This is a genomic window from Treponema brennaborense DSM 12168 (assembly GCF_000212415.1).
In the GTDB taxonomy this organism is placed as follows: domain Bacteria; phylum Spirochaetota; class Spirochaetia; order Treponematales; family Treponemataceae; genus Treponema_F; species Treponema_F brennaborense.
In genome coordinates this window covers 1,710,917-1,730,535 of the sequence record NC_015500.1, presented here as the reverse complement: position 1 = coordinate 1,730,535, position 19,619 = coordinate 1,710,917, and the positions used below count along the sequence as shown (strand labels likewise).

Here is a 19,619-nt window from a genome sequence, read left to right as displayed (position 1 = left end):
CTTTTTGATTCAAATGTGTTATATTATATATATGAGCACCTTTAAGACGACGGCCGAACTGCAGAAACGGCTGGAACAAATACAAAAAGATATTTTCTCTTCGGAAGCCGCGATCGGGCGAGCCTTGCTGACATCCGCCGAAAACGGTATCGATGCGGCCGTTCTGGCCGAATATACGGAATACGAGCATCTGAAAGATTCTCTGCGTTCCGACATCGATTCGATTCGAGAGATCGTAGCGAAGAGCGTTGCGATCCGTAAAGAATCGGAGGCCTTTAAAAAACAAGCGGCGGAATTGAATTCCGAATGGAATCCGCTTTATGAAAAACTGGGCTGCGCGCTGTCCGATGCGATTGACAGCCGCTACGGTGCCGCCTTTGAGCAATACCGGATCGCCGTTGCCGAACAGCGCAAAAAGGAGCAGGAAGCTCGAACCGCGCTTGAAACGCTGCGTCAGCAAATGGAAACGCAGTCGTTCATGAACAGACTGCTGACGCAAGTGCAGTATACAGCCCGTAATTCCGCGTTCGTGCAGTTGCAGAAACGGCTGGCGCAGCTGTACGTAAAAAGCGCTCTTGCCGTGTTTGAATCCGGCGTTCTGGAACCGCTGTACGCCGAAGGAACGCTGTCTGCCGAGGTAAGCGCCGCGTATGCTCCGTGTGCGGATTTGAAACGCCGTATAAACCAGCTTTCTGCCGACGCCGCCGATTGTGAAAACCGTTTTCAGAAAAACGAACAGCTGCTCGCCGGTAAGGGCGCTTCGGGAAACGGGGAACGCAGAATAGAAAATATTACCCGCGAGATCGAACAGTTGAACGGAAAACAATACGCGCTGGCTCAGAAAACCGGTCATGAATTTGCCGGAAAATACGTTACACCCGACGGCGAAATCCTCGTTCCGTACGATGATGTTTCCGGAAAAGACGTACAATCCCACTTGGACAAAATTGCCGTAAATCGTGCGGAAGCCGTATCGTGCAACCGCAAAATGGAAATCATTTCCTTGACAGCCAAAATCGATTCCGCCGGCAAACGTATTGAACTGCTGCAGCGGAACATCGGCGAAAATGAATTGAAAATACATCGTCTGACGGAAGAAAACGCTTCGCTGCAGCAATCTATCGTTTCGCAGTCCGAAGAACGGGATCTGCTTGTTGCAAAGAGATCCGAACTCGAAATGGAAGATGCCGGAGAAACGAAGCGTATCCAATCGTAAGGGATACCCGTGCATCGTACGTTTTTCATCGGCATTATTCCGTTCCGTTTTCGGGGATGAGATTGTGTTCTTTGAAACTGTAATACGTTTTCTGCGTTACGATGATATGATCCAATATTTTTATTCCGATATATTCTGCGGCGATCATCAGTTTTTCCGTTGTTTCTATGTCGGTTTCCGACGGTGCCTCGCTGCCTGACGGATGATTATGGCAGAGAATGACTGCCGCCGCCATATCTTTAACCGCGTCGGTAAATACTTCCCGGGGATGTACGACTGTCCTGTTTATGGTTCCGACGGAAACCGACCGTATTTTGATAATTTCATATGCGCCGTTCAGTGTAACGCAGACAAAATGTTCTTTCGTCTGCATTGAATAGTGCTGCAAAAACGGAACGAGGTCTGCCGGCGTTTGGATTTTTTTGCCGGTTGCTGCGTTTTGTCTGCGCCCGAATTCGATGGCTGCGCCTACCAGCAGCGCCTTACTCGGGCCGATACCGGTAATGCTCAATAAACTTTGGATAAGCGTTTCGGCATGTGATTCCGATACGGTGCCGAGTACTTTTTTTGCCATCTGTTTTACCGGCATTCCCTGTATCCCGCTGCCGAGCAGCAGCATGATGAGTTCCTCGTCGGTCGGAAACGTCAAACCGTTTTTTAACACCTTTTCCCGAATATCCGGTTTTCTGCATTCTTTCACTGATTCCTCCAGCCGCACCGCGCGCTTTATATTATTGGTTTTACAGATCGCAATTTATCCGTTCTTGCATAAAAACATAAAAAAAAGTACTCTTATCGTATGAAAACGCGATTCCTTATTATAATTATGCTGCTGGCCGGCTGTCTGATTTTCATTTCTTGTGCCGGAATGAAAAATTTTTCCGCAGAACCTGCCCAATCCGTTCCGATATCGAGGAGGATCGATGCTTCCGGTATGAAATCGGCCGCACAGCTGTGCGCGTTTTTTTTATCGCAGAATCCCGATGCGGATGGAGTTCTCGTGAGCAGACTTGCGTCGTATTACGTTGAAGAATGTGCTGCGGAAAGGATCAATTCCGACGTAGCGTTCGTGCAGATGTGCCTTGAAACCGGATTTTTGAGATTCGGCGGATTGGTTACGCCGGACATGCACAATTACTGCGGTCTCGGTGCGATCGACGCTTCCAGACCCGGCGAACGGTTTCCGACCGAACGGCTCGGCGTTCGCGCGCACGTTCAGCATCTGCATGCATACGGAACGACGGTTCCGCTCAAGGGGGCGCTCGTCGATCCCCGTTATAAGTACGTGAATCCGCGCGGAAAGGCTCCCGACGTTTGGGCGCTTGCGGGAACTTGGGCAGCGGACGTCTCGTACGGAACCAAATTGGATGCGCTGCTCGGTCGTCTTGAAGTTTTTTACTGAAAAATCCGGTAATGCGCCGGTTTTAAATAAAGCCGCCGGGTGCGAACGGATAATTCCGTAGGTACACGGCGGCTTGTGCCGCTGAACGGGCGCGGCGATTAACTTATTTTGGTACCTTTAAACGGCTTCCCGTCGAGTACCGCTCTCGTATTGTCGATATCGGTTCCGCCCGCGCAAATGACTGTTAATTCGGCTACCTGCGCCCGGCGGCTTGCAATCGGGTCGAACGGAGTGTTTTTACCGGGAGTCCATTCGTCGCCGACCATTTTGCGGAAATCGTCCCAGCTGATTTCGTCGAGCGGTTTTGCGTCGGGATTTTTCCGCGGATCGTCGGTGTATACTTTTTCGATATTTGAAAGATTTACGACCGTGTCCGCTGCAAAACGTTCCGCCAATAACACCGCGTCGTTGTCGGTTGAAAAACCGGGCTTCCATCCGGCGGCAATCATGATCCTGCCGGAAAATTCGGACACCTGCGTCGGATCGTATACGACGTCCTGATTGCACATGTCGGCGAATATCGCTTTTAACAACTGTGCGTTCAACCGCGTCGCCGTAATGCCTATCCAGTCAGCCTGCTCGTTGTTCGGCGCAGTACCCGTTTGTTCGGTGATCGTCCGATAGGCTTTCTGATACGTGCGCGCGGGGCCGCCGCCGCCGACGACCAGAATCAATTTACGGCTTGCATCTTCGGCAAGCCATTCGCGGATCATTCGTGAAAACCGTATCAGAAAATCCGCATCCGGCGAGTCCGGAGCAACAATCGAACCGCCGAGCGACAAAACCTTTACCACCTGTATCTCCTTTCGCAGCATCCGTGCTGCTAATAAATTCCCACAACGACCGGATCGTTCCAAAGCGAGCTGTAACTGATCGCACCCTGCGAGGTTTCCTCCCAGATCGATTGCAGCGCGTATGTTTTCGGGCGATACACCGTTTTGTTGTTTACGATTGTCGATTTGATCGTGTTCCAGCCCCGGGAAAACGCGACGTGCTGGGAATCGAGATTTCCGAAATAAAATTCACGGTAATTTTCAGGCGGCTGAAAAATTTCGTAAGTCAGTCCCGCTCCCAACGACGGATCGACGGGTATCCAGCCGATATTTTCCAGATAGAATTCGCACCACCAATGATTCAGACTGTTCCGGGAGCCGTCGACGAGTATGCCGCTGACCGGTATGGCGGGAATACCCGCTGCGCGGGCAAGCGTACAGAACAGAACGGCAAAATCGTACGCGTCGCCGGCTTTCGATTCGAGCAGTTCCCCTATATCCGGTTCACCCGGTCGGATTTCCTGCAGCAGTGTGTACGTGTCCAGTATGTATGAATAGATCAGATTTGCCTGCCGGTAGGGATTGGATTCCCGTTTCAAGACTGTTTGCACCAGCGCTTCTATTTCCGGCAGATCGCTGCATATGCACGGATCGGGCGCAAGCGTCGCCGCGTAAAGCAGCCTGTTTTTTTCGGTAAGGGCGGTTACTTTGCTCGGCGTTATATCCGTGGTAACGGCGAAAACCGGTACCACGAAATTCTGCGTGAACACGGCTTTTTTATCGCCGAGCGTATCGAGCTGCACCTGATGAATGATCGTTTTATTATATTCGGCGATAACCGGATCCGGTGAACATTCGGTCATCTGCACGAACGGCTGCGACGCGCCCTGCTGCGGACGGGGCACGCGCAACGTCAGTACTGCCGGCGCGTCGGTAACCGCGTTAGTAACGTCCGCCGACACCTGTATCAGATACGTCCGTTTGCCGGAGAAACGTTTCGTGCCGGGCGGGGTAGAGACGCTGACTCGGCGGTGATTGCTTTGCCCCTTATCGGTTTGGACGTACATATAACCGCTGGCCGCACCGTCGGGAACGCGTACGCGGATTTCCGTATCACTCCAGTATTCGTAATCGAATTCCTGTTCCGAAGCCGGAATATATTCCAGACCGCTCATTTGCGAGTCCTGCGCGGGTGATTTTCCTTCCATCCACTGCGGCGTAAAATAAACGGTCGAATCGTTTTTGACTGAACCGAAATTGCTTCCCCGTATTGTGAGGATTTGCCCGACGGATACGGCGCGGTAATTTTCATCGGTAATGACCGGCTGTACCGTTTTCTTTTCCTGCCTGACGGCAACCGGGATTGCGTTTTTATTCGCAAAAATGACCGGTTCGGAACGGCCGTCGTGCGTTGAAACGAAGACCAGCCCGTCCTGAACGTTAGTCGGAAGCAGCAGCCGTATTTCGGTATCCGTCCAGGAAAGGTATGCGGACGCCGTCAGTCTGCTTCCGCCTATTTCAACGTAATTCGTGTCCCTGATATGACCGAATCCGCTTCCGGTAACGGTCATTATGTCGCCGGGGCTGCCTATCTGCGGATTGATCGCCGTTATAACCGGTTCCTGCAGTATGTTCATCGTAACGGCGGCGATTATCACCAATATAACGACGATAAGGCAGCCGATGCTGGCTGCCCTAAAAAGCGGTGATTTGCGGAAAAGATATCCGAAGTTGAAATTCACTATTCGTTTCCCGGCAGATGTTCAGCTGAATCCCAAGCGGGAACGGTAAACTCCGTTGAAATCGGAAGTTCACCCAAATTCGAAAGCGTTATTTTAACCGATATCCGGTTGCCGGTTTCAAATTCGGGACGGAATATATCCACTGTTGCGAACATATTGTCAGTCGAATACGAATTGGAACCCGCCGTGCCGGACGTCAGCGACGGCAGTGTGCTGCGGATATAATTGCCGGAACTTGCGCCCGTATTTTGAACCTGATGTATCAAATTTCCCGGAAGAAATCCCGAAACTGCCGGCGTTGCAAGGCCGCTGCCGAGCGCGCTCGCTTGAATGCTGATCGGTACGGAAGTCTGTGAGCCTTGATTTCCGGAAACGCCCTGCCGAATGCTGATCGGAACGATCAGCGCGAACGCGAATACGGCGGCTGCAGGCAGCGCCCATCTGAACGCGGACGGCGCGGGTGCACGCAATTTTTTCAGCGTGCCGGAAAACCGGAGCTTTGTCTGCAATCTGACGAAACCGCCGTCCAATTCTTCCGCCGGAAACGAAATCCGTCCGGCATCGTCTTTGAGCAGGGCGCTCAACTGCTTCAGTTTTAAGAGTTCGGCGCGGCACTGCGTACACGAAGCGATATGCGTTTCGTACTCCGGAACGTATGTCTGCGGCAGTTCGTTATCCAGATAAATCGAATGAATATCTTTTTCAGGGCAAGTAGACATCGTCTTCTCCTATCAGTTTTGCCAGCTGTTCACGTGCGCGAAACACTCTGACTTTAACGTTTCCCTCGGTTATACCCATAACCCTGCCGATTTCCTTATAATTAAGTTCGGCATATTCACGGAGAATCAGTACCATTTTCAGGTTCTCCGGAAGTTTGTCCAACGCGTCCCGGGCTTTTTTACGCGATTCGGCCTTGAGCAGTTCGGTTTCACCCGAATCCTGCTTGCGGCGGTCTTCGTACAGCGCCCGTTCGTAGGCTTTGCGTTCACGGCCTTTTCGTTTCGCGTAATTCAGCGACGCGTTTTTTACGACGCGGATGAGCCAGTACTTCGCATCGTTCAAACTCGGAAACGTAAGCGCTTTTTCGTTCATTTTTATGAGCGAATCGTGTACCAAATCTTCCGCCGCTTCCTCGTCGCTGACTACGCGGTACGATACCTTGAAAAGCAACTGCATGGTCGCGTCGTATATTTTTCTGAAATCAGCGGGATCCGCCGCGTTCAGCGTTCCCGTCTGATTTACATCCGAAGAAGTAAACAAATGATTCCCCCAATCGTTACAGTAAAAATGCGCCTTACGCGCGCTTCCAGACGGTTCCCTGCGGAGTGTCTTCAAGGATGATGCCGCGGCCGTTCAATTCGGTACGGATTTCGTCCGCCCGGGCATAGTTTTTCGCTTTTTTAGCTGCCGTCCGTTCTTCGATCAGAGCTTGTATTTCTTTCGCTTCCGGGTCGGAACCGTCCGTTACGGCGGCCGCGGTTTCGTCTGCAAGCAGCTGCCGCGCGTTTTTCAGCAAATCGAGCGCGAGAACCGAATCCATACGCTGCACGAGAGAAACGACTTCTTCAGGAGCCAATTCGGCGTCTTTGACCGCCGTCTGTAATGCGGAAAGCGCCTGCGGCGTTGCCAGATCGTTTTCAAGCGCCGCCGTAAATTTGTCAAGATACGCGTGTGCTCGGGCGCTCGGTTTTTTCGTCGGCAGACCGGCGCCGGTTTGCACGCGCTCGGCCGAGCGCGCCAGTACTTTTGCAACGCGCTGAACGAGCGCTTTCCGTGCGTTTTTTGCACCGTCCATCGCTGCCCAGGAAAACGCGACCTGACTGCGGTAATGTGCGCCGAGCAGGAAAAAGCGGTAATCGAGCGCGTCGTATCCTTTATCGACGAGCGATTGGAGCGTCAGAAAATTGCCGGAGGATTTCGACATTTTTCCGGCGCCGCCGTCCGCTGATTCTTTATCTTTGGCGATGACCAGAAATTCGTTGTGCAGCCAATAGTTTACCCATTTCTTGCCGGTGGCGCCTTCGGACTGTGCGATCTCGTTCGTGTGATGAATCGGAATATGATCGATACCGCCGGTGTGGATGTCGAACTGTTCGCCCAGATATTTCATGCTCATGGCGGAACATTCGATATGCCAGCCCGGATATCCGCGTCCCCACGGCGAATCCCACACGAGCGCCTGATTTTCAAATTTACTTTTGGTGAACCACAGAACGAAGTCGAACGGATTGCGTTTGTTCCGGTCGATGTCGATGCGCGCGCCCGCTTTCAGATCGTCCAAATTGAGGCCGGCAAGATCCCCGTAGGAAGGAAATGTAGACACGTCGAAGTACAAATTACCGCCGGCCGTATACGTGTGTCCGTTCGCTTCTATCCGCTTGATCAGTTCGATCATATCCGGCACGTGTTCGGTCGCTTTGCACACGACGTCGGGACGGCGGATATTCAGCCGGTCTATGTCGCCGAAAAACGCATCGGTGTAAAACTGCGCGATTTCCAGCACCGACTGCCCGCGATCTTTGGCGGTTTTGACCATTTTGTCTTCGCCTTCATCAGCGTCGCCGGATAAATGTCCGATGTCGGTGATATTCATAACGTGCGTGATGTCGTAGCCGAGATAGGTAAGGGTTCTGTCAAGTATGTCGAGGAACACGTACGCGCGCAGATTGCCGATGTGTGCGAAATTGTAAACGGTCGGGCCGCAACCGTAAAACCCGGCTTTTCCTGCGTGAATCGGAATGAAATCCTGCAGCTGCCGACCGAGCGTATTATATAACCGTAATGCCATAAAGCCCTCGCTTTTTATTTCAGAATATACTATAATCAAGATTTGAGAATATCGGTATGTATAATGTACGGAAAATAGAAGAAAATATCAATATCTGCGGGCAGTTCCGCGGTGAAATTTTATACGATGAACCGCTGGCACCCCGTACGACGTTCAAAGTCGGCGGCCGTGCCGCAGTGCTCGCAGAACCGGCCGACGTGCCGTCCTTGTGCGCGGTGCTGAACGCGGTGCGGGCGGCGGCTGTTCCGTATTTCGTGCTGGGCGGCGGTTCGAACGTCGTCGTTCCGGATGAAGGCGTTGCGTACGCTGTCGTTTCGTTGCAGACTCAGCTGCTGCAGCCGGCGATGAACGGCATTGAACTGATTGACGCAGCCGAAACTTCGTGCGGTGCCGGCGATTCAGGTGAAAGTGCCGATTTTGCCGCCGGTGCCGATTTTGCCGGTCCTATTGCTGCTGCCGGCGATTCGGGTAAAAGTGGCGATTTTGCAGCCGGTGCCGCCGCCTTGCTGCGCTGCGGCGCGGGGTGCACGGTGGAGCGCGTAACGGCTTTTTGTGCGGAGCATTCGCTCGGCGGACTGGAAAATTTTGCCGGGTTGCCGGGGACGGTCGGCGGCGCCGTGTATATGAACGCGCGCTGCTACGACCGTTCGATAAGCGACGTGCTGCGGCGGGTTTCGTATCTCGATTGTTCGTCAGTACAGCCGAAGCTTTGCTGCTATGAGATGAACGGCGCCGATTGGGACTACAAAAAGTCGCCGTTTCAGGGACAACTCGGGACTTCGGTTATCGTCGGCGCCGAATTCGCCGTTACCCGGCTTTCCGCGGCGGACGCTGCCGCTTCGGCAAAAAAAGCGGCTTCGTACGTGGCGGATCGGCGTGAAAAAGGGCATTTCCGGTTTCCGTCGGCAGGAAGCGTGTTTAAAAATAATCGTGCGTTCGGAAAACCGTCCGGTGCGATTATAGACGAAGCCGGGCTGCGCGGCTACCGTATCGGCGGTGCGCAGGTGGCTCCGTGGCACGGCAATTTTATCATCAATACGGGAGGAGCGACCGCGGACGATATCCGCTCGCTCGTGTCGTACGTGATACGGACGGTACACGATAAAACAGGGTTTACTCTTGAACCTGAAATCGTTTTTATACCATTTTTATAGAATAAAAAGATTATGAACCGTCCCTAAAACGCCGATAACGACATTGACAAAAACTGATATTCGTTTTTATACTGAATCAGCGTGGGAGACCGATTGTGTTACAGCTTTCATTCGTAAACTTCAGAAAAGACTCTTTTATTCTTGTGGAAGGGAATCCCTGCGGTGATCGTTTTTTTATCATTCGCAGCGGCTCCGTCCGATGCGTTAAAGAAAGAGCCGTCGTTCAGTCTGCCACATTCGGTCCGGGGGATTTTATCGGCGTCGTTCCGTGTTTGTCCGGGCATGCACAGACGGAATCGGTTATCGCCGTTACCGACGTCGTGGTTATCGCGGTAAACCGCAATCAATATCCTGATCTTATCCAACAGAATACTCCCGTTGCGATGAAAATTATCCGTACCTTTGCAAACCGGATGCGGATCATGAACGAAGTGTTGACGCAGCTTACATTTAAAGGCGTTGCCGTCGTATCTCCCGAACAGCTGTTCGCAATCGCTTCGTATTACGAAAAAGAAGGTAAAATCAATCTCGCCGTATACGGTTATTATCAGTATCTGAAAGCGTGTCCCTCCGGTGTGAATGCCGTTCGGGCAAAAGACCGTTTTATCGCGCTCAAACCGCGCAGCCGCGCCGTGCATTTTGAACCGAATCAGGAGCTGATACGCGAATATCCGAAAGATACGATGATTTTTTCCGAATGCCAAAGCGGGCACGACATGTATATCATTCAGGAAGGGCAGGTTAAGATCACTAAAGTGGTTGACAACAACGAAGTGATTCTCGCCGTCCTTAAAAAAGGTGACTTTTTCGGCGAGATGGCGCTGCTTGAAGATAAACCCCGTTCGGCGAGTGCGATTGCGCACGAAGCGTGCCGGCTTATGGTTGTGAACCGGAAAAACTTCGATCAGATGGTTGCTTCTCAGCCGCAATTGGTTTCCCGTCTGACGATTACGCTTTCCGAGCGCTTATGGGCGATGGAACGGCAGCTTACGAATACCGAAATCAGCGATCCTGTTTTCAAAATGGTGGATATGCTGGCGCTGCAGATCGAAAAGGCCAAAATAGCCGTCGATTCGCCGGTGAAAGTAAGCTTTACGTTCGATTTGTCGCCGGAGGATATCGCCGACATGTGCGGGATTTCCCACGATATGCAGGGAATGGCGATCAACCGTTTTATGGATACGGCGCCGGTTCGCCGCGACGGGCGAAAGCTTTTGGTGACGGATTGTCTTGAAGTCATAAAATCGGCTGCCGTGCACCGCAAGCAGAAACACTAGGATTTCTTATGCGGAGATTTTTTACGTATCGGTTCGCGGCTGCATTATGTTTGTGTACGTGTTTTGCCGCAGTCCGTGCGTTCGCGTTTGAACCGCTGCCGGCGGGATACGGTTCCGTCCGGCTCGGCATGACCGTTGAAGAGACGAAAGCCGCTTTATTGAAAGAACCCGCGTTCGGGTATCGGGGCGAGCGGGACGTTTCGCTGCTGCCGGGAGAAAACCGGACGCTCATAGAAACTTCGGGAACGCTGTTTTTGGCCGAATGCTGGTTCCAGTTCGACGAAGGAACGCTGTCCGTCATTACGATCAATCTGAATAAAGAGCAAATCGACTATTACAGTGTGTTCAGTACGCTGTGCGAAAAATACGGCGAACCCGGAACGCTTTCTCCGCAGAAATCGGAATGGACGGCGGACGGCGTCGTCATGACGCTTGAGCGGCCGCTGACTTTAAAATATACCGATTCTGCCGTGTTTGAAAAACTGCAGGAATCCGCGACCGTGCGCCAGTCAGCCGTCGAATATACCCGCGATCTGTTTTTGAAAAGTCTGTAACGGAGGTTTCGATTATGAAGCGGATTTGTGCCGCCGTCTGTTTTTGCTGTCTCGTTTTTACCGCCGCCTGTTCGCAAGTTTCCCGGCTTGAAAAAAAGAATTTAACGCTGATCCGCGCCGACGGCAGCGAAGTACCGGTTCGTGCCGAACTCGCCCGCACCGAACAGGAACGTTCGTTCGGCTTTATGGAGCGTACGGTTATTCCCGACGGGACGGGAATGCTGTTTATTTTCGAGCGGGATCAGATTTTGAGTTTTTGGATGAAAAACACACCGCATCCGCTTTCAATTGCGTTTATCGATTCAAACGGCGTTATCTGCGATATATTCGATATGACGCCGTATAGCCTTGCGTCCCGGAGCAGTTCCGTTTCCGTCAGGTACGCGCTGGAAGTGCCTCAGGGATGGTTCGAGCGCGTGCATATCGGCGTCGGCGACCGCGTCGCGCTCGACTGGTAGCCGCCAGCGCCGCTTTTTTCTCCGGTGTTTGTCCCTGCCGCTTAGGATTCCAGTTTGGCGATCATACTTTTTGCGATCGCATCGTCAGGGTCGAATTCCAATACGCTCAGAAAATATTTTTTTGCTTCCGCCGTTCTATCCTGTTTGAGCGCCAGATATCCCAAGTTCGACATGATTTTGGTATTTTCCGGTTCCGCTTCCAGCGCCTGTACGAGGCGTTTTCTGCTTTCCGCGTATTCGCCCAATTCCATATGGCAAATGGCCAGTTCGTTGTACGTGTCTGCGCCGGTGCTTCCGCACTCAATCGCCTGCAAAAACGCCGATTTCGCGTCGGTCCAGCGCTCCAGTCTGCGCAGTCCCCAGCCGAGCAGGAACCAGGCGTTCCAGACTTTGGGGTTTTTCTGCAAAAAGGTGCGGATTTCTTCCAGTCCGCGTTCTTCCTGTCCCATTGAAATAAAATCGAACGCCGCTTTGAACTGTTCGTCTTCAAGGTTCCGGGAGCTGATGTCTTCGACGATTTCTTTGGCACGTTCCTTTTTATACCGGCCGTTTTCGCCGAGATCGTCGTCCGCAAGATCGCCGGTAAGCGTCAGATACGTTTCAAAACAGTTTTTTGCGCGCGAAAAATTGCGCTGTTTCAGATAGAAAAAACCCGCGTTAAAAAACGCGTCGGGCGGAGCGGGATCAGCCGCCATCGCCTGCTTGTAGTATTGGTGCGCGCTTTGGTCGTATGCGTCTGCGTCCTCGTTCAAGCCCGACTTTCGGTACGATTCCGCGCGCTGGTCAAAAAAGAGTGCCGTGTTGAGCACCGTCGCGATGTCGTCCGGATCGAGTCCCCGCAGCGCGGCGAATATTTCCTCCGCGATTTCAAAGTCTTCGTTCCGCGCTTTGAGTATGGCCGCTTCGGTGAGTTCCTGTTTTATATCGGGCCGGGCGGACTGCAGCAGCTGCCGGTAATAGGAAACGTGCTCGTTTTGAGCGTCGTAGGCCAGTACGGTCAAAATGCCGGCGAATATCATTTCCTGCGTCAGGGACGTCGGATCAAACGCGTCTTCACTTGCCGTATTTTTTTGCACGGGAAGCGGTATCGCGGGGTCTATCGTGAACGCGTGCGTTGAAAGCGAAACGTTTTCGGGCAGCGCGATAAAAACGACTGATTCAAGGGGGGCGGATGGATTCATCGACATATTCCTGTTTTATTGTGTGATTGAGACTCGGGCGGAGACGTTTTGGGCTTCCGCGGCGGTCATCTGTGAACGGGCCTGTTCCGGCGGCGTATTTTCAGTTCGAACCGTTCCGGGTTGTGCGGGCCCCGGCTGTCCGGATTCCGCCGCAGCCGCTGCCGGTGCCGCCGATACCGCCGGTTTTTCGGTTGCGGCCGATACAGCCGCTGCCGGTGCCGCTGTTGCCGCCGGCTGTCCCGATGCGGACATTTGGACGGAATGGAACGCGGCGATCTATTTTTTCCTTATTCCCGTTAAATACCCGTTGATGTGAATCTTGTACGACATGGGAACGTGTTTTTCATCAAACTGGATGCACACGACGACGATATCCTTTCGCCCCTGTACCTGTTCGGTTTTGACGATACGTCCGGGTATCGCAATCATTTCCGGCGGTTCGTCGAATTCCATGCGCAGCACGATGCTTTTTTGATTCAGAAACTGCGCGATACCGAGCAGAATGATCTTTGCTCCGGAAAATGAAATGTCGCGTATAATGCAGTGGCGCGGTACGTTGTCTATGAAAACGATCGTTTCTTCTTTTTGCAAATTCAGCTTCCGCTTTGCGTCTTCTGAAAGGAGAATCCGTTCATCCTTGCGGCGTACCGCGTTGATATTCGCTTCCAGCAGTTTTCCGATGCATTCGATGAGCGCATCCGGCGGCCGCTGTATATATGCGAGCGAAACGACGGCAAGGTCGGGTGAATTCATGTACGGAGTAATTTCAACTACCCGGGATCCGATGAAAAAGCTGATCGGCTGCTTATCCGCCTGCAGAAAACAGAAACGCAGATTGACCGTTCCTTTTTCCTGTGAAAGTCTTGCGTACGCACCGCCTTTCGAACCGATGATTATTTTTGCACCTTGAAATGAAGTTGAATTGATAATACACGGCCACTGGGAATCGGTACATTTTATGTAAACCTGACGCGGATCCAAATTCAGGGTTTTAATAACTTCTTTGGAAAACGTAACTTCTTTGTCTCGGTATAATTCGTAATATCTCAAAAGTTGCTGACTCGTTACAACGCCCATGCCTTTAATGATAATTAATAATGATTGATTGGTCAATCTGAATTCTGCGGAAAAGTGACCTTAAAGCCGAAAATATTTGCGGAATGTCGTTTTACCGGATAACTCATCGTTTTTATGCCCGAAATCGCGATAGCGGCGGATCCGCCGCCGTCCAGCTGCATCGCGTCGGCGGCACCAGCCGCGCGAAGCAGATACGCGCACTCTTCGTACGTCAGTCCTTTGCTGGAACGTTTCCGTTCGCCTTCGACGCAAAGCAGGTACAGCACGGATTTATCCGCGGAGACGCCCGCCGCCGTCCGCGAATCAAGCGAATGATAGGCAAATTCCCGGATCCGGGAGTCTGAAAGAATTGCAAAAAATCCGCCGAACGCATATTCTGTCCGTTCGGGCAGCGTTTCCGTTTGATGCGGCAGTACGCACGCTTCCAGGCGGCCTTCGGTTCGGATGAATAGGAGCGCTGCGTATTTTTCTATCGGCTCGGAAAGCTGGACGCCCTCGACCGCATAAAGACCGGTCAGTTTCCGGCGGGATCCGAAGCGCGTGGGAGCATAAGAGAACGGCGTCGCGTTGACTGCGACAAGCGCGTCCGTATCGGCTGCGAATTGCTGAACGGTTTGCCCTGCAAACGTACCGTTTTGTGAAAAATGCCGTTCGTGCGGATAGCTGACGAGTTCCAATCCCGGCGTGCGGAGATCGATTCGGACTAAATGCCAGCGGACGGGAAGGCTGTCGTTGCGGAAATACGCGTAGTCGACGCCGCTTTGCACACTCTGCCATTCCCAGATTTCCGGTATAATGCCGTTTCGGACGTATTCCCGTACGAACCGACCGTCCGTTCCGGTACCGGAAAACTCCGGCTGCGAACTGCAGGCGCCCAGTACTGCGATTACAGCGGCTGCCGCGCATAAAAAAAGGAAGCTTCCGCTTCCTTTTTTGAAATGCCGTAACATTTAGTAAGAACCCTTGCTTGACGAAGATGCCGATTTCCGGTTTTTTTTCATCAGTTTGCGCTGCAGCGTTTTATTCTTACGGTTCTTGATGGTGGAAGGTTTTTCGTAATATTCACGCTTTTTGTATTCGCGGATAATGCCTTCTTTTTCAACCATACGTTTGAAGCGTTTGATTGCTTTTTCAAGATTCTCTGAGTCGTCGACGAGAATATGAGCCATAATGTAATCACCTCCCTTCGGATAGAACCGCCGTAGTCCGTATAGTATGTCATATTTTTGCCGTTCGTGTCAATGCGGAATCGGATTTATCCGGCGCACATACACACGCATACGTTGTTTCCGTCGTTTTGGGGTCCGCGTTTTTTGACTTCCCGCGGATATATGCCTTTATATTTTTTAAAGAGCGTGGTGAATCTGCTGTGAGACGTGTATCCGACCGATTTCGCAACGTCCCGTATTTCGAGTTCTGTAGTTGCCAGTAAGGTTTCCGCAATATTCATTCTTTTCCGCTGTGAGTATTCCGTAATGCTCATCTGATATTTTTGCTTAAATACGTTTTTCAATTTCGTACCGCTCATCAGGGCGATTTTTTCCAATATTTCTTGGGAAATATCCAAAGCGTAATGGTCGTTGATATAATTTGCGACGTTTTCGATATTCCGTTCGTCGGATTCAAATATTTTTTTCGTTTTCGCTTTATTCAAATAGGCGTTGAGCGTAATGCTCAGCCATTCTTTCGCTTTTGCTTCAAAAAATATCCGTGCAGCCGGTGCGCTCATATTGCAGTTCAAAACGGCGTTTGCCAGTTTTTCCATCGGCTTCGTTACCAGTTCCCGGGTATCGAAGAATACGTCCGAAACGGTGGCGGGCGGTGTGCCGAGATGGCAGGAAATATATTCTTTGATCATGTTTTCCTTGAAATTAACGCCCACGCTCAAATAGGGAAAATTGGCGTGCAGGAGTAATCGGCATTTCGTTTTTCCCGCGTTCGTAACAAACACGGTGTTTGCCGTCAACGTTTGATACGGATTAAAGCTTTCACCGTTTGCCGACTTGATATACGACGTACTGAACAACAGAAATCGGCTCATGTCGGGAAACGAATTGATCATTTTTTCTTTTTTTATAAAAAAATCGTGAATGTCGATGATGAATTGATCGGTTTCGTAATACCAGTACAATCCGTCAAAATCTTCACTGCGGATACAGACGGTTTTACCGACTTGACAATACTTGCTGCAGTTCGGACAGGATTTCCATCCCGTTTCTTCCAGAAAATCTTGAAACGACTTCATTGTGAACCTCCCGATATCATGATTAGACAATAATGCGATCAGACATATTTATCCGTATTCTATTGTATCTCATTTTGCCAGATGATACAATTATTTTAATTAATTTATTTAATGAATATGATTATACGCAGAATATGATACACGTGTTTGTAAATTATTTTTTTAGCATCAATAGGTGTGTCTAAACGGGATAATATTTAGGAGGTGTTTTATGGTACGGGTTTATAAAAAATTACTGTATTATGTGCCGAAAGAAAAGTGGCTGGCATATCTGGCGATCGTACTTGCCGCCGTTTCCGCGGTGATAACGGTGGCGGCGTATTATTATATGTACGAGTTTTTGGAAAGACTTATCGTTCTGCATGAAACCGAACGCGCGTTTTCATTCGCCGTTTTAATCACGGGGCTTTTGGCAGCCGGATCCGTCGTGTATATGGTTTCGGTGCTGCTGACGCATATTCTCGGATTCCGGTTGGAAACGAATCTGAGGAAGAAGGGAATCGACGGGCTTATGAGCGCCGGTTTCAAATTCTTCGATTTAAATTCATCCGGACGGACCCGACAGCTGATCGACGACAACGCGGCGCAGACTCATAGCATCGTCGCGCATCTTATACCGGACAACGCCGGTGCCGTGCTTACGCCCGTCTTGGTGCTTGCCGTCGGTTTTACAGTCGATGTGAAAGTCGGAATCGCGTTGGTTTTGTTTACCGTTTTCGGTGCGGGTCAGATCACGCTGATGTCGGGAGATAAAAGCTTTATGGCAATTTATCAAGCGGCGCTGGAAAAGATGAACAGTGAAACCGTCGAGTATATCCGCGGAATGCAAGTCGTTAAGATTTTCGGAGCCAACGTCAGTTCGTTCAAAGCGCTGCACAAAGCTATTACGGATTACTCGAAATACGCGCTTGATTATTCTCTGAGCTGCAAAAAACCGTACGTCCGATTTCAGCTCGTTTTTCTGGGGGCCGTCGCCGTTCTGATACCGTTTGCGGTTTCATTTATGGATGTTTACGCGAATCCTCTTGCGCTGGCAGTGGATTTGATCATGGTTTTATTTTTGAGCGGCGTATTGTTCAGCAGTTTTATGAAAATCATGTACGTGTCCATGTACGCCTATATGGGAACTTCGGCAGTGGAAAAACTGGAGCACGTTTTTGCGGACATGCAAAAAGATACGCTGCAGTTCGGAACTCAGGAACGGTTTGAAAACTATGATATAGAGTTTGACCGCGTCCGGTTCGGATACGGCGATGAAATGATTTTGAACGATTTGAGTTTCAAACTTTCGGCAGGCAGGAGTTACGCACTGGTGGGTGCTTCGGGAAGCGGAAAATCGACGATCGTAAAATTGATATCCGGGTTTTACAAAATTAACGGCGGGGATATAAAGATCGGCGGAAAACCGCTTGCGAGCTATAGCCGGGACGCGGTTGCAAAACACATCGCGTTCGTGTTTCAGGAAAGCAGGCTGTTTAAAACGAGTATTTTTGAAAACGTGCGGATTGCGGATCCTCAGGCAGCGCCGGAACGCGTGTTTGAAGCGCTCCGGCTTGCAGGCTGCGACGACGTGCTTCAAAAATTTCCGCTGCGGGAGCAAACCGTGATCGGTTCTAAAGGCGTGTTTTTATCCGGCGGAGAAAAGCAGCGGATTGCCATTGCACGCGCCATTTTGAAAAATGCCGGTATTATCATCATGGACGAGGCGAGTGCGGCCGTTGATCCTGAAAACGAACACGAATTGCAAAAAGCGTTCAAAAACCTTATCAAAGGCAAAACCGTTATCATGATCGCGCATAGACTCAGCAGTATCAGGGCAGTCGACGAAGTGCTGGTAATGGAGAAAGGTCAAATTATCGAACGGGGCAGCGACGCCGCCTTGCTGGAAAAAGGCGGAAAATATGCCTATTTTCAAAATCTGTATGCAAAAGCGAATAATTGGAGGGTGCGTGTATGAAAAATTTATTTAAAAGATATTTCGCGCTGACGGATAAAGGCGCCGGCGATTTGGTAAAAGCGAGTTTTTCATCGTTTTCCGTATATATCGTCAATATGTTTCCGGCGATACTGCTGATGTTCGTGTTCGACGGGCTCGTATCGGGAAATCTGAAAAATACCGTTTTTTACGTGAGTTTTTCCGCGGCGATACTCGTCGTCATGTATATTCTGCTTCGGGTGGAGTATAATACCCTTTATAATTCGACTTATAGGGAAAGCGCCAATTTACGGCTGGATATTGCGGATACTTTGCGTAATCTGCCGCTTTCATATTTTTCAACGCATAATCTGTCCGATCTGTCTCAGACGATTATGGCAGACGTCGCCGCGATTGAACACGCCATGAGTCACGCGATGGCGAAAGCAGTCGGGTTTTTCCTGTTTTTTCCGCTCGTATCCGTTCTTTTGCTGAAAGGAAATCTGAAGCTGGGGCTGGCGGTCGTTTTGCCGATTGTCGTCGGTTTTTTGCTGATCGTGTGGTCCAAAAAAATCCAGCTGAAAGAAAACGGTACGTATTACGAGACGTTGAGGGATAATTCCGACAGTTTCCAAGAAGCGATCGAGCTGCAACAGGAAATAAAAAGCTTTAACCTTACGGAAAAGACCAAGCGCGCGTTGTATGAAAAAATGGAAGCAAGTGAGAAAATCCATTTAAAAGCGGAGCTTACGGCCGCCGTTCCGCTGCTTTCGTCGGGACTTATCGTTCAAATCGCTTTCGCCGTCGTTCTTCTGGTCGGTACGGGGCTCTTTTTGAAAGGTGAAATAAACATCGTATATCTTATCGGCTATATTTTAGTATCGATGAAAATAAAAGAAGCGGTGGACGGCGTCAGTCAGAATATTGCGGAACTCTATTATATCGATTCGATGATCAATCGCATCAAGGAAATGAAACGTACGGAAACGCAAAAAGGCCGGGATACGGAGCTGACGTCTTACGATATAGAACTTGAAAACGTCTCTTTTTCTTACCGCAAAGATACTGCGGTTCTCGAAAACATCAGCTTTACCGCAAACCAAAACGAGGTAACCGCTTTGGTAGGAGCGTCCGGCTGCGGCAAGACCAGCATTCTCCGTTTGATTTCCAGACTGTACGATTACGAGCATGGAACGATAAAAATCGGCGGTGTGGACATCAAGGAAATTTCCGCAGAATCGCTGTTTGCAAAAACATCCGTCGTTTTTCAGGACGTGATACTGTTCAACACGACCGTATTGGAAAACATCCGTATAGGAAACAAAACGGCGACGGATGCGGAAGTCAAAGCGGCGGCCCGTCTGGCAAACTGTGAAGAATTCATTGCGGGATTGCCGAACGGATACGATACGGTAATCGGTGAAAACGGTGCGACGCTATCCGGCGGCGAGCGGCAAAGACTGTCTATCGCCAGAGCCTTTCTGAAAAACGCGCCCATCATCCTTTTGGATGAAATCGCCGCCTCTTTGGACGTGGACAACGAGAAAAAAATACAAGAAAGTTTGAATGAGTTAACCAAAAACAAAACCGTCGTTATCATTTCTCACAGACTGAAATCCGTCGAAAACGTGGACAAGATCGTCGTTATCGCTGACGGAAAAGCGGAAGCGGTCGGAAAACACGCGGAATTGATGTCTTCGTCAAAAACTTACCGTAATTTGGTGGAAAAGGCGAAGCTGGCGGAAGCGTTTAAATACTAGCGGAAAAAAGGATATGTACGGACATGATCGTACGGGCGGAAGGTAAGATGAAAACGGCTGCAGTCATGATGGAAATC

The 19,619-nt window shown here is 50.6% G+C and carries 20 protein-coding genes; 9 read left to right on the top strand and 11 right to left on the bottom strand.

Annotated features, from left to right (window positions below):
- The first annotated feature begins 31 nt into the window (after nt 1–31).
- Nucleotides 32–1,216, top strand: coding sequence for a hypothetical protein (locus TREBR_RS07545; protein ID WP_013758598.1), 1,185 nt, complete (start codon nt 32–34; stop codon nt 1,214–1,216).
- A gap of 34 nt (nt 1,217–1,250) precedes the next feature.
- Here the strand turns inward: TREBR_RS07545 and radC are convergent, their stop codons facing one another.
- Nucleotides 1,251–1,916 carry a RadC family protein gene (gene radC / locus TREBR_RS07540; RefSeq protein ID WP_013758597.1) on the bottom strand — a complete coding sequence of 222 codons (666 nt, stop codon included), beginning with the start codon at nt 1,914–1,916 and terminating at the stop codon, nt 1,251–1,253.
- Between the two features lie 168 nt (nt 1,917–2,084).
- Here radC and TREBR_RS07535 point away from each other — a divergent pair, with 168 nt between their 5' ends.
- Complete coding sequence (locus tag TREBR_RS07535; protein WP_156786727.1) at nt 2,085–2,618, top strand: glucosaminidase domain-containing protein; 534 nt, start codon at nt 2,085–2,087, stop codon at nt 2,616–2,618.
- A 98-nt stretch (nt 2,619–2,716) separates the two neighbouring features.
- On the opposite strand, the gene pyrH is transcribed toward TREBR_RS07535, so the two are convergent.
- From pyrH to TREBR_RS07510, 5 genes are read right to left on the bottom strand one after another with little or no spacing between them, the layout of a single operon-like run.
- Nucleotides 2,717–3,412: a UMP kinase gene (gene pyrH / locus TREBR_RS07530; RefSeq protein WP_013758595.1), complete on the bottom strand. Its 696-nt coding sequence runs from the start codon at nt 3,410–3,412 to the stop codon at nt 2,717–2,719.
- A 29-nt stretch (nt 3,413–3,441) separates the two neighbouring features.
- Nucleotides 3,442–5,133: a transglutaminase domain-containing protein gene (locus TREBR_RS07525; RefSeq protein WP_013758594.1), complete on the bottom strand. Its 1,692-nt coding sequence runs from the start codon at nt 5,131–5,133 to the stop codon at nt 3,442–3,444.
- Complete coding sequence (locus tag TREBR_RS07520) at nt 5,133–5,852, bottom strand: anti-sigma factor family protein (RefSeq protein WP_013758593.1); 720 nt, start codon at nt 5,850–5,852, stop codon at nt 5,133–5,135. The genes TREBR_RS07525 and TREBR_RS07520 overlap by 1 nt, the downstream gene beginning before the upstream one ends.
- Entirely contained in the window at nt 5,836–6,393 is a 558-nt protein-coding gene (locus TREBR_RS07515) for an RNA polymerase sigma factor (RefSeq protein WP_013758592.1), read from the bottom strand. The genes TREBR_RS07520 and TREBR_RS07515 overlap by 17 nt, the downstream gene beginning before the upstream one ends.
- A gap of 34 nt (nt 6,394–6,427) precedes the next feature.
- Nucleotides 6,428–7,921, bottom strand: coding sequence for a cysteine--tRNA ligase (locus TREBR_RS07510; RefSeq protein ID WP_013758591.1), 1,494 nt, complete (start codon nt 7,919–7,921; stop codon nt 6,428–6,430).
- A 56-nt stretch (nt 7,922–7,977) separates the two neighbouring features.
- Here TREBR_RS07510 and murB point away from each other — a divergent pair, with 56 nt between their 5' ends.
- From murB to TREBR_RS07490, 4 genes are all read left to right on the top strand, one after another.
- The gene (gene murB / locus TREBR_RS07505) at nt 7,978–9,075 is read left to right on the top strand and encodes a UDP-N-acetylmuramate dehydrogenase (protein ID WP_013758590.1); all 1,098 of its coding nucleotides are present in this window, start codon (nt 7,978–7,980) and stop codon (nt 9,073–9,075) included.
- A gap of 95 nt (nt 9,076–9,170) precedes the next feature.
- Nucleotides 9,171–10,352, top strand: a complete 1,182-nt coding sequence (locus TREBR_RS07500; RefSeq protein WP_013758589.1) for a Crp/Fnr family transcriptional regulator — start codon at nt 9,171–9,173, stop codon at nt 10,350–10,352.
- 8 nt (nt 10,353–10,360) lie between these two features.
- Nucleotides 10,361–10,906, top strand: a complete 546-nt coding sequence (locus TREBR_RS07495; protein ID WP_013758588.1) for a hypothetical protein — start codon at nt 10,361–10,363, stop codon at nt 10,904–10,906.
- A 14-nt stretch (nt 10,907–10,920) separates the two neighbouring features.
- Nucleotides 10,921–11,364 (top strand): DUF192 domain-containing protein, encoded by a 444-nt coding sequence (locus tag TREBR_RS07490; protein ID WP_013758587.1) that lies wholly within the window; start codon nt 10,921–10,923, stop codon nt 11,362–11,364.
- 41 nt (nt 11,365–11,405) lie between these two features.
- On the opposite strand, the gene TREBR_RS07485 is transcribed toward TREBR_RS07490, so the two are convergent.
- Nucleotides 11,406–12,545, bottom strand: coding sequence for a tetratricopeptide repeat protein (locus TREBR_RS07485; protein WP_013758586.1), 1,140 nt, complete (start codon nt 12,543–12,545; stop codon nt 11,406–11,408).
- A gap of 22 nt (nt 12,546–12,567) precedes the next feature.
- On the opposite strand from TREBR_RS07485, the gene TREBR_RS07480 reads away from it, so the two are divergent.
- Nucleotides 12,568–12,861, top strand: coding sequence for a hypothetical protein (locus tag TREBR_RS07480; protein WP_041610373.1), 294 nt, complete (start codon nt 12,568–12,570; stop codon nt 12,859–12,861).
- On the opposite strand, the gene TREBR_RS07475 is transcribed toward TREBR_RS07480, so the two are convergent.
- From TREBR_RS07475 to TREBR_RS07460, 4 genes are all read right to left on the bottom strand, one after another.
- On the bottom strand, nt 12,822–13,622 hold the full coding sequence (locus TREBR_RS07475; protein WP_013758585.1) for a PilZ domain-containing protein: 801 nt from the start codon (nt 13,620–13,622) through the stop codon (nt 12,822–12,824). The two genes, TREBR_RS07480 and TREBR_RS07475, sit on opposite strands and share 40 nt — an antisense overlap.
- A 32-nt stretch (nt 13,623–13,654) precedes the next feature.
- Nucleotides 13,655–14,572 carry a phosphodiester glycosidase family protein gene (locus TREBR_RS07470; protein WP_013758584.1) on the bottom strand — a complete coding sequence of 306 codons (918 nt, stop codon included), beginning with the start codon at nt 14,570–14,572 and terminating at the stop codon, nt 13,655–13,657.
- On the bottom strand, nt 14,573–14,791 hold the full coding sequence (rpsU, locus tag TREBR_RS07465) for a 30S ribosomal protein S21 (RefSeq protein WP_013758583.1): 219 nt from the start codon (nt 14,789–14,791) through the stop codon (nt 14,573–14,575).
- Nucleotides 14,792–14,877: 86 nt separating this feature from the next.
- Nucleotides 14,878–15,867 (bottom strand): AraC family transcriptional regulator, encoded by a 990-nt coding sequence (locus tag TREBR_RS07460; RefSeq protein WP_013758582.1) that lies wholly within the window; start codon nt 15,865–15,867, stop codon nt 14,878–14,880.
- A 211-nt stretch (nt 15,868–16,078) separates the two neighbouring features.
- On the opposite strand from TREBR_RS07460, the gene TREBR_RS07455 reads away from it, so the two are divergent.
- Together TREBR_RS07455 and TREBR_RS07450 are read left to right on the top strand one after the other, a co-directional pair.
- On the top strand, nt 16,079–17,824 hold the full coding sequence (locus TREBR_RS07455) for an ABC transporter ATP-binding protein (RefSeq protein ID WP_013758581.1): 1,746 nt from the start codon (nt 16,079–16,081) through the stop codon (nt 17,822–17,824).
- On the top strand, nt 17,821–19,542 hold the full coding sequence (locus TREBR_RS07450; protein WP_013758580.1) for an ABC transporter ATP-binding protein: 1,722 nt from the start codon (nt 17,821–17,823) through the stop codon (nt 19,540–19,542). The genes TREBR_RS07455 and TREBR_RS07450 overlap by 4 nt, the downstream gene beginning before the upstream one ends.
- Nucleotides 19,543–19,619: the final 77 nt, after the last annotated feature.